The organism is Shewanella sp. KJ2020, from assembly GCF_024197625.1.
In the GTDB taxonomy this organism is placed as follows: domain Bacteria; phylum Pseudomonadota; class Gammaproteobacteria; order Enterobacterales; family Shewanellaceae; genus Shewanella.
The window spans coordinates 129,349-142,881 of the sequence record NZ_JAKUKD010000031.1 but is presented as its reverse complement, the minus strand read 5'-3'; the positions used below and the strand labels follow the sequence as shown (position 1 = coordinate 142,881).

General features: G+C 44.3%; 16 protein-coding genes. 6 read left to right on the top strand and 10 right to left on the bottom strand.

Going from position 1 to position 13,533, the window contains the following annotated elements:
* Positions 1 to 58 precede the first annotated feature (58 nt).
* The 10 genes from MJO46_RS17435 to MJO46_RS17390 all read right to left on the bottom strand — a co-directional run bounded on the left by MJO46_RS17435 (position 59) and on the right by MJO46_RS17390 (position 7,650).
* Positions 59 to 1,153, bottom strand: a complete 1,095-nt coding sequence (locus MJO46_RS17435; RefSeq protein ID WP_253990413.1) for a DUF4238 domain-containing protein — start codon at positions 1,151 to 1,153, stop codon at positions 59 to 61.
* 38 nt (positions 1,154 to 1,191) lie between these two features.
* The gene (locus tag MJO46_RS17430; protein WP_253990412.1) at positions 1,192 to 1,626 is read right to left on the bottom strand and encodes a hypothetical protein; all 435 of its coding nucleotides are present in this window, start codon (positions 1,624 to 1,626) and stop codon (positions 1,192 to 1,194) included.
* A gap of 185 nt (positions 1,627 to 1,811) precedes the next feature.
* Positions 1,812 to 2,054, bottom strand: coding sequence for a hypothetical protein (locus tag MJO46_RS17425; protein WP_253990411.1), 243 nt, complete (start codon positions 2,052 to 2,054; stop codon positions 1,812 to 1,814).
* Between the two features lie 3 nt (positions 2,055 to 2,057).
* Positions 2,058 to 3,170, bottom strand: a complete 1,113-nt coding sequence (locus MJO46_RS17420) for an ExeA family protein (protein WP_253990410.1) — start codon at positions 3,168 to 3,170, stop codon at positions 2,058 to 2,060.
* Complete coding sequence (locus MJO46_RS17415; protein ID WP_253990409.1) at positions 3,139 to 4,899, bottom strand: hypothetical protein; 1,761 nt, start codon at positions 4,897 to 4,899, stop codon at positions 3,139 to 3,141. Before MJO46_RS17415 ends, MJO46_RS17420 begins: the two co-directional genes overlap by 32 nt.
* On the bottom strand, positions 4,896 to 5,876 hold the full coding sequence (locus tag MJO46_RS17410; protein ID WP_253990408.1) for a hypothetical protein: 981 nt from the start codon (positions 5,874 to 5,876) through the stop codon (positions 4,896 to 4,898). The genes MJO46_RS17415 and MJO46_RS17410 overlap by 4 nt, the downstream gene beginning before the upstream one ends.
* Positions 5,873 to 6,517, bottom strand: coding sequence for a helix-turn-helix domain-containing protein (locus MJO46_RS17405; RefSeq protein ID WP_253990407.1), 645 nt, complete (start codon positions 6,515 to 6,517; stop codon positions 5,873 to 5,875). Before MJO46_RS17405 ends, MJO46_RS17410 begins: the two co-directional genes overlap by 4 nt.
* Positions 6,514 to 6,849, bottom strand: a complete 336-nt coding sequence (locus tag MJO46_RS17400; protein ID WP_253990406.1) for a hypothetical protein — start codon at positions 6,847 to 6,849, stop codon at positions 6,514 to 6,516. The genes MJO46_RS17405 and MJO46_RS17400 overlap by 4 nt, the downstream gene beginning before the upstream one ends.
* A complete protein-coding gene (locus MJO46_RS17395; protein ID WP_253990405.1) occupies positions 6,842 to 7,327 on the bottom strand; it encodes a hypothetical protein in 486 nt (161 codons plus the stop codon). The genes MJO46_RS17400 and MJO46_RS17395 overlap by 8 nt, the downstream gene beginning before the upstream one ends.
* A gap of 98 nt (positions 7,328 to 7,425) precedes the next feature.
* On the bottom strand, positions 7,426 to 7,650 hold the full coding sequence (locus MJO46_RS17390; protein ID WP_253990404.1) for a hypothetical protein: 225 nt from the start codon (positions 7,648 to 7,650) through the stop codon (positions 7,426 to 7,428).
* 87 nt (positions 7,651 to 7,737) lie between these two features.
* On the opposite strand from MJO46_RS17390, the gene MJO46_RS17385 reads away from it, so the two are divergent.
* The 6 genes from MJO46_RS17385 to MJO46_RS17360 all read left to right on the top strand — a co-directional run bounded on the left by MJO46_RS17385 (position 7,738) and on the right by MJO46_RS17360 (position 13,495).
* Positions 7,738 to 8,166, top strand: coding sequence for a helix-turn-helix domain-containing protein (locus MJO46_RS17385; RefSeq protein WP_253990403.1), 429 nt, complete (start codon positions 7,738 to 7,740; stop codon positions 8,164 to 8,166).
* A gap of 15 nt (positions 8,167 to 8,181) precedes the next feature.
* On the top strand, positions 8,182 to 8,988 hold the full coding sequence (locus MJO46_RS17380) for a hypothetical protein (protein WP_253990402.1): 807 nt from the start codon (positions 8,182 to 8,184) through the stop codon (positions 8,986 to 8,988).
* Entirely contained in the window at positions 8,969 to 9,406 is a 438-nt protein-coding gene (locus tag MJO46_RS17375) for a hypothetical protein (RefSeq protein ID WP_253990401.1), read from the top strand. Before MJO46_RS17380 ends, MJO46_RS17375 begins: the two co-directional genes overlap by 20 nt.
* Positions 9,407 to 9,924: 518 nt before the next feature.
* A complete protein-coding gene (locus MJO46_RS17370; protein WP_253990400.1) occupies positions 9,925 to 11,022 on the top strand; it encodes a UDP-2,3-diacylglucosamine diphosphatase in 1,098 nt (365 codons plus the stop codon).
* A gap of 4 nt (positions 11,023 to 11,026) precedes the next feature.
* Positions 11,027 to 12,922 (top strand): GNAT family N-acyltransferase, encoded by a 1,896-nt coding sequence (locus MJO46_RS17365; RefSeq protein WP_253990399.1) that lies wholly within the window; start codon positions 11,027 to 11,029, stop codon positions 12,920 to 12,922.
* Positions 12,923 to 13,063: 141 nt separating this feature from the next.
* Positions 13,064 to 13,495: a CBS domain-containing protein gene (locus MJO46_RS17360; RefSeq protein WP_253990398.1), complete on the top strand. Its 432-nt coding sequence runs from the start codon at positions 13,064 to 13,066 to the stop codon at positions 13,493 to 13,495.
* The last annotated feature ends 38 nt before the right edge of the window (positions 13,496 to 13,533 follow it).

Here is a 13,533-nt window from a genome sequence, read left to right as displayed (position 1 = left end):
GGATATGAAAGGTTTCAGGAAAGATTGTGGTGAATCAAGAGAGTAATTAACTGCAATATCAGCGAATTTTTACTTTTTTAAACCCTTCATCAGATAAAGAAAATGCCTCAGCTTGACGTATAAAGCCTGCACTAGAGTTATTTGAATAAGCAAAACCGTTGAACCGCCAGGCAATAAAAGAAGGCCATCGACTTGGGTTGATATTCACTTTTTGACAGTGCATTAAAGACCTTTCGTGTTGTTGAGCCTCTTCTTTAGTTGCAGATCTGAAACGTGAATTTCCATTGGGTTCGAATCCATCGAATATTGCATAGTTTATCTTGTAGCTAGATTTTGGTTTATGCGCTTTTACAACATCAAATGAATCCGCAATTAGATCCGCTTGTTCAGGGTTTCGAACAAACAAATTCGCCCGACAGTTCAGCATTTGGTGCTCATTGATCGCCTTCACATCAGCCGGATTTGTTACATTAACCCAACCATGTTTATGATGGATGTTATAGATATGACCATCATACCCCAGCATCAAAATTTTATCAGTTACAGGTAAAATTAAGAGACTACCCGCGGCAGAAAAACCAAATGACATGCCTTTTGTGCGGTCATCTTGTAAGTACCATCGGTTGGTATGTACAGCCGGATCATCAGATGTAATAAAATCCAATACCGTTTTATTACAAAGAAGGCAAACTTTTAAGTCCGAAAGAATATTAGCGTATTGTGAAGCTCTGCGGACAGATGCTTGCACCGCCTCTTTCACCTCTAGCTTATACGTATAAGCTGCATCGCCAATGGCGTCATTAATTCCTTCCGTAAGCTCAATATCACGTCTTGCGGCTGCATCAGTTCTTACATACTGTAAAAGCCAAAAAAATTTTAAAAACTCTCGATGTTCATCCGACAATTTGTAGCTTGGCGATTTTATCTGCTTAACAACCGAAGAATATTGACCTTCTATTGGCTGAAAACCCTTTTCAAGAGCGAGGTCATCACCATAAAAGTAATTTTTCGAGCATTGATTTTTGATTGGAGCTCCTTGGATAAATTTTCCACTATCAATATTGAATAAATTTATTGCAGAGCCAGAATCACTTGCTGAGAACTGACGTAGGTAGCATTGAGGGACATAATGTTGATTTTTATTACTGGCCATATAACCTCGAAACTTAGCTTGACTGAATACGTAACAAGTTAACCAACTACATCATCATTATAAGCATCATCAACTACCACAGATTTACAGGTGTGACAGTGCCAAACCCCCTGCTGATAGCCTTTATTGATACAACGAATGAGTTTATTACTGGCATCAAAACACTGTTGGCAAAAGGGCCCGTCTCTTTGCTCATCTTTAATCTTCCAATAAAAAGGCTCTTCCCAGATGATGTTATCTTTTAATTCGAGTTGGGCTTGAAGGCTTCTAATTTCCGCGTCTTTAGCAGCTAATAGCTCGGTAATACTGGCAATTTCAATCCTTGCATCAGCTAAGTTACCAATCAGATCGGCTAATTTAAGCTTAAACTCGGCTTGATCGAGTTGTTTCTCGCCGTCTTTGATGAGTCTAGCAACATCCGTTGCCGTTTTGATGCTGGTTAAAGCCGCACTTACCATTGCTATGTCTACCATGAGAACTTATCCACCCTAGTTTGAAGAACTAAAAGATAAGTGCCATCGTAGCAACAGCGGCGACAACATCAAGTACAACCCCGTTTAAATCCCGTTTAAATCTTTCTTAAAGCGTTTAACTAAAAAAAGTGCGCCATGATAAGCAGTCGAGGCTAAGACTACTTAAAATGGCGCTCAGGGCGTTTTTACTGTTGGGCGGTTTGGAGGGCGCGAACTTGGGTTAAGCCAACGGATAACAGCATTTGAATGCAGTTCAGTTGTCTAACGATGTGCTTAGGTGAAATAGCGTGTAAATCCTTGGTTTCATCTATGAGTGACGACAACAACTGAAGCAATTCAATGCCTGTCTCAATATCATCCGTACCGCCACAGCCCATGAACAGTAGGTTTTGATGTTGATTAATCGCATCGAGTAACGGTTGATTCATCGGTCAGCACTCCTTAATCAATTCTGCGGTAACAACTGGTTCCCCTATTTCTTGGGCTAAGTTCATGGCTCTTGATACGAGGTTATTCACGATCTGTGGGTACACCAGACTAAAGCCAGTCTCTTTTGTTGTGAGCCGATCCTTGATAGCTGCGTAGCAATCCTCAGTCATGATCTTAGCTATTTGCCCGCCAGCCCGTTCAAACTTGTGAGTGATGTAAGCGCCAATGTCACCGTCTAAATTAGGTACATGTTCAACCATACAGCGGCGGATAAACTCCCTCAGCTGATAGTTCTTGCGCTCGTTAAGCTTGATGGCTAACTCGGTTTGACCAATGAGCACAATGCCCAGCAATTTGGAAAAGCCATCTTCTAATTCCCAAAAGCGTTTCAAATACTTTAAAACAGGGATACTGAGATCGTGTGCTTCTTCAATGATCAACACATGGCGCTGACCGCCTTTAGACGCCACACGCAGTAGTTTTTCAACTTGACGGGCCTTGGCTTCCATCGAGCGTCTTGGCTTCTCTTCACTGATATCTTCGATAATGGCATCACAGAGCATGGCCGCCGTAGCGACTGTTTTATCAATAATGCGGGGCTGAATAATCGAAACATCACCATCTTGAGCGAGATCTTCTAGCAACTGCTTACGTAGTACACTTTTACCTGCACCAGAATCACCAACTAAGGCTAAGATCCCTTGATGTCTTGCGGCATCACGCATAGCGGCGAGAAGGTAGCGACTATCTTCACTTAAAAACACATCCTTAGCTTCACGAATGTCATTTAAGAATGGGTTTTTAAACAGTTTAAAGTGCTTTAAGCTGGCATGTGTTAGCATTACGGTCTCCAGATTTAACTCGTCTTCGTGTGGTTTTGTTTGGAGTATCGTCTGGTCAGGGTTGGCAGACTCTGACCAGACACCCTCTATTGCAATGTCTTTACGCTGTAAAAAGTGGTGAACCTCATCCATAAATTGCGCTTGTTTCCTTTGGGGTAATACACCGTGCTGCAAGGCTTTATGCACTATGGGGTATTGGAATGTCATTTTCGCTGCAAGATCACTTATGGTATATCCCGCCTCATAAAGCCGCTGTTTGAGCACAAGCATCATTGCCTCCTAAGTTATTAATAAACTGCTCAACTTGCTTACGGGTAAAGCCGATAGGGTATGCTTGCTTGAGTGCCTCCTTATAAGGTTGTAACGCCGCACCTTTTAGCCCTAACGATTCAGCAAGTAATTTCCACGCTTTAATGTCAGATAACGGTGGCTCATTAATACTCTGCATATCAACGAGTAAAGGCTGGCCTTTACGCTGCATAAAGCTGGGTGGGGTTTGTTGCTTGATATCGGCCATGGCATCAATCGCACCATTAAAGGCCACCTGACGAACTCGACCTTTGCGGCTCTTTTTAATCTCAAGAGGATCACTCGTTCCCCAAGCCGTTTTATCCATCTCTTTTTTGCGGCGTTGCGGTAGGGTGTCAGCAATCGCGCGGTAATTTTCTCCATAAATGGGCGCGTTGGTATTGAAGCCTGCATCGTCTTTTTCCATCGGTTCAACGATATAGCTATGGACTTCACCATGCTCATCGATTACCTCAACATCAATTGCTGGGCAGCGATATAGGTTCACACTGACAAAGACCTTTTCACCTGCGCGAACGCCTAAGTGTTCAAGGGTATAGGTCATTGAATTATGTGTCTTGCTGGGGACGAAGGTGACACTCAGATCATTCGCCTTAACGGTGCGCTCAACTCTATCTGTCTGCACAAAACTACGCATAACCTCGGCATCCGGCGCTAGTCGCAACTGCTCAGGACGGATTGTTTGATACAGGCCATAGCGAGTTTGCCCATGTCTGGTATGTTTCGATTCACTTTGAAACCCAATAGACCAGAGTGTCGCCATCGCATTGAGTTCTTCAATACTATTAACAGCTTGGAATGCTAAGCGTGACTCAAATTTCTTTTCGATCACGTTATGCATACTCTCCACCTGACCTTTAGCCCAAGGTTTGCCTGGTGTATGAATAAGGTGATTAACAGTGAGCTTATCCAATAAGTGCCTTGTCATCGCGGCCATGTTGGCCGAACCTGCATCCCAAATAAGGATAAAGGGCACGCCGTGCATGAGTTCACTACTTGAACGTTTGCTAAAAGCTTCAATTAAAAATTGTGTAATGGCCTCCACGCTTTCACCAGGCGACAAAATATAGCTTAAGTGAAATGCGCCGCTGTAGTGGTCGGTGACAAGGTAGCGCAGCACGCGATCATTCTTCACTCGCTCTAAGTTTGCGGGTTTGTTTTTATAGAATTCTGACTCTTCCATGACCTGTAAACCCTCTTGGTTTTTGAGGTAATACAGCACACAGATTGAGACATCGAATTGCCACACATGATTAGGATGCAGGCTGCGCATACTGCGCGTAATAGGGTTAGCATTTAGCTGTTTGGGATGAACATTGAACTCGTCCATCTTCCTCAGCATTGTCGATACGGAACACTTGGTGGATAGATGACCATTGGCATAAGCGATCTCAATGGCATCCTCAACAGACATGAGTGATTTACTATTTTGGCGCTGTGATTGGCGGATTAAATTAGATACCCAAGTCGCTTCTTCCAAGGTCACCCGAGATTGGCCGCGATCTGAGCGCTTCTTACGAGCAGAAGACCAGCCAACTTGCGATAACTTTTCGTAAATAGAGCTGCGTGTTAACCCGAGGAAATTACATGCACGGTCAACAATTACGCCTTGTTGACCATGCCCAGCAGAAGCGAGCTCTTGGGCAATGCCATCCAAGTATTTAATCTGTTCAATGGGTAATGTGGACATCATAAAGTTGCCCCTTGCTGATATAACATCAACTCGTTATTGAGGGCTGTGATAATGGTTTGATCAAGGCCAACTCGGGCACTACCTTCCATCATCCGCGAGATAATATCGTGCATGCTGCCATGGTATTCGTCATCAAGATCGCAAGGATGATCAATGGCTTGAATTGCGGCAACTGCATCTTCAAAGGCAGCTAACCCCTTGAATATCTCGTATTTCGCATTAATGATGGCTTGGCTTAATACTTTGTTGCGCTCAGCTTCCAGTTGCTTAATTTGGGCCGGAGTCCCTTTACCTTTGGCTATCTCTAAGGCTTTTTCAAGTTCGTGGATCTGCTTGCCTTTCTTCTCTAAAAGCTGATCTGAAGCTTTAGCCGATAGTTCAAGGTGCTCAAGCTTTTCATTGAGCTTGCTCGATTCTGCTCGGTGTTTGGCAGCCATTTCTTCAATGATATCGAGCGCTTCTTCTTTGCTATCGACAGTCAGTTGATCACCATCAACAATGGCTTTTAGCTCGCTTTCAGGTAATTGACGCAAGCGGCGTAAGTCGCGAATACCCATGCCGATGGATTGCATTGATTCCAATGCCTCTTGCCCAAATACCTCTAAATTTTTCAAACGTTCATCAACATTGGATTTCGATTCCCCTATCAACTTACAGAACTCTTCCCAAGTCCCTTGCAAAATTTCTCCAGTCGGCAGTTTTAATCCTTTAAGATTTTTGTAATCCTTTGTTTCTTTTACATTCTTTAAAATTTGCAGACTGCCGACGTCGGCAAATTGCTTAACAGCGTTAGCCATTTGAATGCGACCTACGAGGATTGATGCACTAGCCGCTCCAGCCAGTTTGTCCCCAGAAACTAGCCCTTCAATATTCGCTTCCATTGTCTGCGTGATTTCTGCTTGGGCTTCTCCAAGACGTTGCATTTCCAACCCATGCATAATTTCGGATGGGCTTGGGGGTGATGAGGGATTACTCATAGTTCTTCTCCTGCAACAGATTGATATTTTTCTTTGATTTGATGGATCATTTGTAGCCTTTGGTTTTGGTACTGATGCGCTAAGGCCAAGAGTTTTTCAGACATGCACCAGCGCTCACTTCGTCCATTAGCATCAACGGACTTTAACCAGCCCAAACGCTCCCAGGTGCATAGCAAGCGGTAAGTTGTTGTTCTGGCATAGCCGGATTGGTATTGCAGTTCATCAAGCGTTTTACCTTTAAGGGATGCGCTCGCGACAAGCTGAAACACCCTAACGGCTTTAATGGTGACATCCTTACTCTGTTCAATTTCAATCGCATTCATTGCCATGGCTCCATCAACGCCCATCAGATCATTCTGTTGTCCGCCGAGTGCTTTACGGCGGAAATTAAATGCCAGCCTTAATAATGTCGGTGAGACCCGCCAACACACGGAGCGATCATCAAGCGACACCTGTTCTAGCCAGTTCATCGTGGTAAAGCTCGTCAGTGCGCGATGTACCGTTGTTCGAGGTTGTCCAGACTGTTTTTGCAATTGCTTAAGCGTGTTGCCCAGATCTCCTTGTTCCGCGACTAGCTGAAAAATAGCCTCAGCTTTGACTAACGTGTTGGTGTTCTTGGCTTTAAATGGTTGATAGCTCATTCAGCTTTTCTCCACTTCATAAAGTAGCGGCATAGTCCTGAGCGACTAGGAGCCCTATCTGCCCCAAACTTGGCCACAACCTCAGCTAATATGTCTGTTTGCTCTAAATAAGGCAGTGAATGAATAAAAGCCTGTACTTCAGGATCTTTGCTTATTTTGCAAAGTCTTCCTCTTCGATGAACATTGACTGACGTATCGGTTTTTAGGTTATTTGGCACATAACCCAAACATTTTTGGTCATGCTCGACTTTGGTTAACACTTGTTGAATATCTGACTGACTAAGCCCTACAAGTAATTTATTAATGACTTCAGCTAAGTATTGGTTATTCATCAAAGCCTCCATCAAGTTCAAGTTGCGGTTGGCTATGTTGCTCCACGTTCTGGTGATGCCAAGCAACACCTTCTAACAACTGCGTGAGTGATGAAAGGGTTTCGGCTTGATTGGCGCTGCCTTCATAAAACGCGAGGATCAAGCTGACACTTTGCGTAAATGAGGCTTGCAATTGATTAATATCCACCGCCTTTACTTTGCGGCCAGTGGGGATATCTATCAGCAGCTTATGAGCAGAATGACCTAAATAGCGTGTAACAAAATCGGCACCACAGGTCTGTTCTAATGGGCGGATCATTAACGCAGGTAGGCGGCCTGACTCCATCCATTTATAGATCACCCACTTATTCGCGAGTCCCATACCATCAGCGACACGATCAACGCTGAAGTTATGCTTTTGCCTAGCGACTTCTAGGCATAACTCAATTGCATGAGGGATAGAGACGGCATTACGTTTCAGCAAGCTGGTTCTAGTCATTGGAATCTCCTTTAAACAGGCATTAAACAGTGGTTCCAAAAACACCCAAGGATTGCTCCTTTTCAGTGTCGCTTGGGCTGTTATGCTCATAGTAAACCTCATGCCACTTTGGAGATTGCAGCAATGCCGGATTCATTGATCAGCTCTGCACGTAGCGCTTGCCCCTTAGGGCCATCCCATGTGCCCATAAGGCAATGGATAGCATTTTGTGGCTTGATTCCATTACTTCTGCACCATTTGGACAGTGACGAACCTTTAGCAACAAAACCACCACGTACTTGGTTATAAAGTTCACGACCTGGAATTTGATTATTGACGTTCATAGTGAAAGACCTCAGTATTGACTTCTAGCTCATGTTAATGTTGTGAAAAACAACTACAAACGTAATCATATAGACACAAAATAACCTATGTCAACTACATTTGATAATATTTCTATTGGAGGAAGGCTGAAGCAGTTACGGCAGGAAAAGTCACTGTCTCAATCGAGCTTCTCAAGCCTTCTAGGTGTATCTCTTCAGGCTTATCAAAACTACGAACGTGGTGATAGGCCTATAACGAAAGACCTGATCGTAGTGCTTATGACGGAGTTTGGTGTAGAGCCAAGTTGGTTATTGAGCGGAGAGCAAGCCCTTGAGTCTCACTCCTCCTTGCCAGAGCTTAATGAAGAGTTACTCCAACAGATTATTGAAGGGATTGAGTCTCTTTTAAGTAAAAAACGTAAAGTGTTACCGATTGATAAAAAAGCAAAAATCATTGTTATGCTCTATAAAACGGCCTCCATTCAACAGAATTTAGACCCTGAAACTATTCGGCAGTTAATAGAGATCGCAGCATAAGAAGAGAGGTGTTACTTGGCTGAAAAAATAACATACGTGGACTTTAGAGCGAAGAAAACTATTGAGGCTGAAGTATCCCCAAAAGATGCATTCAAAAGTGCATGGGATTCACTGCTAAATGCAGTTGAGGATGCGCCTGAGCAAGAACAACCAAAGCCAAAGAAGACTAGGCGAAAGACTTCTCAAAAAATAATTGGGGATGGTAATGAGCAGTCTTCAAGTGGTCAGGTAGGTAGTCAGTACATAAAAGGAAATAACAACAAACAGACGATTGTAAACTCCTCAGTTACAAACAATATCTATGAGGTTGCTGGCAAGGCTCCGAAACCAAAACTATCACCGACACCTGGAACTATCGGAGCTAATATTGCCCTGAAAAATCGTATCACTACGTTAATTAAGCAAATTGAAGAATATCGTAAAAAAAGAATGGGGAGTAAATTTAGGTACGGCGTTATACATGGTGAATTAGCAAAAGCATTTGGTTTAAAAAACGAAGATTGGCCGCAGATTTATTTGTGGGATGAACATCGAGCAGATGAGGTTTTACAGTGGTTACAGGGGCGGTTAGACAATACCCAGTTAGGCAGAGTTAAACGGGCATACAAAGGGGAAGGTTTTCAAAAATCTAGAGAGTATTTGTACGCCGATGAAAAGAATTTTGTTGAACAACTCGGTTGGTCCCAAGAAAAGAGAAAGAATGTTATGGCTCAGGTTACGGGTAAGCTTTCTCGCGTGGATATGGATGATAATGAATTCCGCAATTGGGTTATGCATTTACGTTCTAAATTAGAGAAAATGTATGGTGAAACAGAAGATTGAGTTTGGGAACAATAACATCCAGATTTCTGGAGTCCAAGGCTCTGTTATTATTGACAAAAGACGCCCACATTTTTTACCGAATGATCCCAACGTAGTTGATTGCCCATTTCATTGCGGACAGCAAACTTGGTTTAACTCAGATAAGTGTTGGAACTGCGACCGCCCAGTTGCCCAATATTTTGAATACAAAGAGCAATTGGAACGCCAACGACAGTCAAGGCGCTTTGGTATGATAGTGAGTCTTGTAATGAACATCATTGCAATGGTAGTGGGGTTATACTTCATCAATCTGAGTGAGTATGTTTTAGCAAATGCCTTTGGAAGTTTACTATCGATGCTCGGATATCCAATACTCGCTTTAGGTACAGCATTAAACTTGGGCTTAGGGATCAAATTCTGGCTTACGAAAGACGATTAAGCTATATTGAGGTCGCCCCCCCATTTACCCTGTAATTCTGGTTAAATCATCCCAAAACGAGCCAATTTAATTTTGGCCTTCTTTATCTAATCTCGGTATTTATCGTGAAATAGGCTCTGAATTATCGTGGGTTAGATCAGGTTTTATAAAATTTAAGCTGGATAAACGCGCAAACTAATGAGTGTAAAAACACTCAAAAGCATCTAAATTTAAATACGACTGTATACCCATACATTGTTAGTCGATTTCTGGTAAGGCCAAACATAGGCAAATAGATAAGAACTTGTATGGCAGCAGGTGTAGGAATTTTCGATTGAGCTAACGAGCCGAAACACGGAACGGGGGCAGAAGTGAGTTAAATCTCCCTGTCGGATCTCATTGCATCTGATGTAAATCTTGACAGCTTAAGTCCAGGCTAATCCACCTTTTGTCATCTGTATGTCATCTAAACTTCATCATTCAGTCAAAGCCCCTCACTAAGCTCATATTCGTTAACAGCCTAATGGGGTGAATACGAGATGACAGGATGTAATTTCAAGGAACTTGAAGCAACAGCGCGGGGAGAAATAAATAACCCCAACTTTCCACCTCCTATCTTTAACCGCTCGACGCAATCACCGACATCAGTTCCGACATCTGCACTAACACCCTCAAACCGATTTAATCCAGCCTCTTTTGTCCCATCCGCATCGACTTCGATTCCCACCAAGACCACCACAGTTAACGCCCTCTGGCTGTCGGATATCCATTTAGGCTGTAAAGATTGCAAGGCCGACTACCTGCTCAGTTTGCTTGAAACCGTGCGCTGCCAGCACTTGTATCTGGTTGGTGACATAGTCGATTTATGGGCGCTGAAACGTAAGCTGCACTGGCCAGATAGCCATAATAAGGTGCTACAAAAGATCATCGAACTGGCACAAAACGGCGCCCAAGTGATTTATCTGCCGGGCAACCACGACGAACTGATTAAACCCTACGCCGAGCTCAGCCTGTGGAACATTAAAATTGCTCGCCAACATATTCATCAGGGCGTTGGCGGCCATAAACTCTTGATGCTCCACGGGGATCAGTTCGATGCCGATGTCTGTGTCGGCCGCTTCTATGCCCTATTGGGCGACCATTTATATGACTTATTACTGTTCCTTAATCGCAATCTCCACAGCCTACGGGAATGCTTAGGTTATCCCTATTGGTCACTGGCAAGTTACGTCAAATCTAAAGTGGGTAAGGCTCAAACCGCAATCGGACATTATCGTCAAGCGGTGCTCAACTATGCCCAACATTTTGATGTCGATGGCGTGATCTGCGGCCATATCCACCAACCCGAACTCTCAATACACCCAATCAGTGCCCAACACAGCACGCCCGATAGGCGGCAGATCATCTACGCCAACGACGGTGATTGGGTCGAAAACTGCAGCTTAATCACAGAAACCTTAAGCGGTGAATTACAGCTTTGCCGCTGGAATGAACAGACGCTCAAGCTCGATATCCTCAGCAGCATAGCGTTAGTACAACAACCGCCTGAGACGCACAAAAACCAACAACAAACAGCGGCAAAGCAGCCAATGCCAAACACAAATACCAGCGAAACTCGCCCAAGGGATGTTGCCTAACACTATGAATCAAAAAGATAACACTATAAATCAATTAGATATTGCTATGACACACAATGAACAGATGCTAAGCAGCAACCTTAGCGATAACACCCATAACGCGCAGTCTACTGCTATTAAGGCGAATAGTATGATTTTTACCGTCGATGATGTGGTTGAACAGAATCTACCTTCTATCAACGACAAACCTTGGCTCGCTAAACCTGCAAAAGCCATGCTGCGTTACCTACTCAATGAAAAACAATGCAACGATATCGCCAATCAATATGCCTATTTACAGGGCGTGGACTTTGTCGAGCAAGTGCTGGCGAGTTTCGACTTTAGCTTTACCGTGCCCGCCAACGAGATAGAAAATATTCCCTGCGAGGGCCGAGTGGTGATATTCGCCAACCATCCCATAGGTTCACTCGATGGTTTAGCGCTCATCAAGCTTATCAGCGAAATACGCCCAGATATCAAAGTCGTCGCCAACGAACTCCTGATGGCACTGGAACCGCTGCACTCAATCCTACTGCCAGTACGCAATATGACGGGCGGCACACCAAAACAGCATTTAGAGAAAATCCACCAGCACCTGCGTAACGAAGGCGCTGTGCTGATTTTCCCCTCGGGGGAAGTCTCCCGTCTGCGTCCTAATGGCGTGCGGGATACCCAATGGCACTCGGGCTTTTTAAAGATGGCAATATCCTGTAATGCGCCACTCTTACCGATATTTTTAGATGCCAAAAATTCCGCGGCCTTCTACGGCGCCTCTATGATTTACAAGCCACTCGCCACGCTACTGTTGGTGAAGGAAATGTTCAAACAGGCCAAACGCAATATGCCAATCCGTATTGGCGAACTGATCCCGAACGAAGCCGTGCGCTCGATGGATTTCCCCCTCAAGACCAAGATTAAACTGCTTAAAAATCATTTGTATCGCATAGGTAAAGATAAAGATCCGCTGTTTATCACTCAGAACGCTATCGCCCATCCCGAGTCGCGCCGTGAACTGCAAGCGGCGCTGCAACAATGTGAACTCCTTGGGGAAACACAAGATAACAAGTTGATTTATCTATACCAACACCACGACAGTAATCCCATCATGCGGGAAATTGGTCGCCTGCGGGAAATCGCCTTTCGCGCCGTCGGCGAAGGCACAGGCAAACGCCGCGATATCGACAAATACGATTCCTACTACCAGCATTTAGTGTTGTGGGATAAAGCGCAGTTTGAAATCGTCGGCGCCTATCGATTTGTCAGTGGCGACCAAGTGTTAGCGAAATACGGCGATAATGCCCTCTACAGCCAATCCCTGTTTCAATACACAGACAGCTTTATGCCCTTTGTGAAACAAGGCTTAGAACTCGGCCGCAGTTTTGTGCAGCCCAAATATTGGGGTAAACGCAGCTTAGATTACCTCTGGTATGGTATTGGTGCCTTTCTCGCCAAACATCCTGAATACCGCTACCTCTTTGGTCCTGTGTCCATCAGCAACCAACTCCCCGGCAGCGCACGGGAAATGCTAGTGCACTTTTACTCACGGGAATTTGCCCCTGCGCAGCAGATGGCGGTTTCCATGTCACCCTTTGGGTTATCACCACAGCGTACCAAGCAGCTCAATAGTCTGTACTCGGGTGAGGATTATCAAAGTAATTTCAAACAGCTAAAACAAATGCTTGCCAGTATGGGCGCCGCAGTACCGACACTCTACAAGCAATATGGTGAACTCTGTAAAACAGATGGGGTGAAGTTTCTCGCCTTTGGTATCGACGCCGATTTTGGCGATTGTATCGATGGCTTAGTCTTGGTTGATACCCATAAATTAAAAGGAAAAAAGTACCAACGCTATATTGGCACACATTTACCCGCTGAGTGCAGACCAATAGCGCAGGAAGAAGATGACAACGAAGCGGATTAACCAAAAACCCTTCGACTCGCCCTTAAACCCGTTTAAGCTAATACTTTATGAGAATGGGTTGGCTAATTAAACATCACTCTGTTATAAGTAACTGTAATACAGCGTATTAACAGAACATGTTGCAATAACAGGGAGAGTATCATGACGATCATTATCGCCGATATTATGAGTACCCGTGTGGTCACTGTCGAAATGGACGATCGCCTCTCTGTCGCTAAAGAAATTTTCGATCAGGCGAACTTTCATCATTTACTTGTTGTGGATGAACGCAAACTGGAAGGTGTGCTATCGGAGCGAGATTTACTGCGCGCTATCAGCCCTAACCTAGGCAGCAGTGCTGAAACGGTAAAAGATCTTGAAACCCTGCAAAAACGTGTGCATCAAGTGATGACGCGTAATCCCGTCACCATAGCGTCCCATATCAATTTAGATACGGCGACCCGTATTTTGCTCGAGCATAATATTGGCTGTTTACCCGTTTTAGAGCAGGGGGAATTAGTCGGTATAGTGACTTGGAAGGATCTATTACGCGCCTACAGCGAACACCGCGCGATAGAAGACAGCGAGTGCTAACCTTAAGTTTGCACTCGCTTTTGCTTTATACCAGAAGG

What these genes read in the sequence shown, in the direction of transcription:
- MJO46_RS17395 (WP_253990405.1), bottom strand. Translation starts at nt 7,327, where the DNA reads ATGACTAGAACCAGCTTGCTGAAACGTAATGCCGTCTCTATCCCTCAT.
- MJO46_RS17435 (WP_253990413.1), bottom strand. Translation starts at nt 1,153, where the DNA reads ATGGCCAGTAATAAAAATCAACATTATGTCCCTCAATGCTACCTACGT.
- MJO46_RS17365 (WP_253990399.1), top strand. Translation starts at nt 11,027, where the DNA reads ATGAATCAAAAAGATAACACTATAAATCAATTAGATATTGCTATGACA.
- MJO46_RS17425 (WP_253990411.1), bottom strand. Translation starts at nt 2,054, where the DNA reads ATGAATCAACCGTTACTCGATGCGATTAATCAACATCAAAACCTACTG.
- MJO46_RS17360 (WP_253990398.1), top strand. Translation starts at nt 13,064, where the DNA reads ATGACGATCATTATCGCCGATATTATGAGTACCCGTGTGGTCACTGTC.
- MJO46_RS17415 (WP_253990409.1), bottom strand. Translation starts at nt 4,899, where the DNA reads ATGATGTCCACATTACCCATTGAACAGATTAAATACTTGGATGGCATT.
- MJO46_RS17430 (WP_253990412.1), bottom strand. Translation starts at nt 1,626, where the DNA reads ATGGTAGACATAGCAATGGTAAGTGCGGCTTTAACCAGCATCAAAACG.
- MJO46_RS17375 (WP_253990401.1), top strand. Translation starts at nt 8,969, where the DNA reads ATGGTGAAACAGAAGATTGAGTTTGGGAACAATAACATCCAGATTTCT.
- MJO46_RS17385 (WP_253990403.1), top strand. Translation starts at nt 7,738, where the DNA reads ATGTCAACTACATTTGATAATATTTCTATTGGAGGAAGGCTGAAGCAG.
- MJO46_RS17405 (WP_253990407.1), bottom strand. Translation starts at nt 6,517, where the DNA reads ATGAGCTATCAACCATTTAAAGCCAAGAACACCAACACGTTAGTCAAA.
- MJO46_RS17410 (WP_253990408.1), bottom strand. Translation starts at nt 5,876, where the DNA reads ATGAGTAATCCCTCATCACCCCCAAGCCCATCCGAAATTATGCATGGG.
- MJO46_RS17370 (WP_253990400.1), top strand. Translation starts at nt 9,925, where the DNA reads ATGACAGGATGTAATTTCAAGGAACTTGAAGCAACAGCGCGGGGAGAA.
- MJO46_RS17420 (WP_253990410.1), bottom strand. Translation starts at nt 3,170, where the DNA reads ATGATGCTTGTGCTCAAACAGCGGCTTTATGAGGCGGGATATACCATA.
- MJO46_RS17400 (WP_253990406.1), bottom strand. Translation starts at nt 6,849, where the DNA reads ATGAATAACCAATACTTAGCTGAAGTCATTAATAAATTACTTGTAGGG.
- MJO46_RS17390 (WP_253990404.1), bottom strand. Translation starts at nt 7,650, where the DNA reads ATGAACGTCAATAATCAAATTCCAGGTCGTGAACTTTATAACCAAGTA.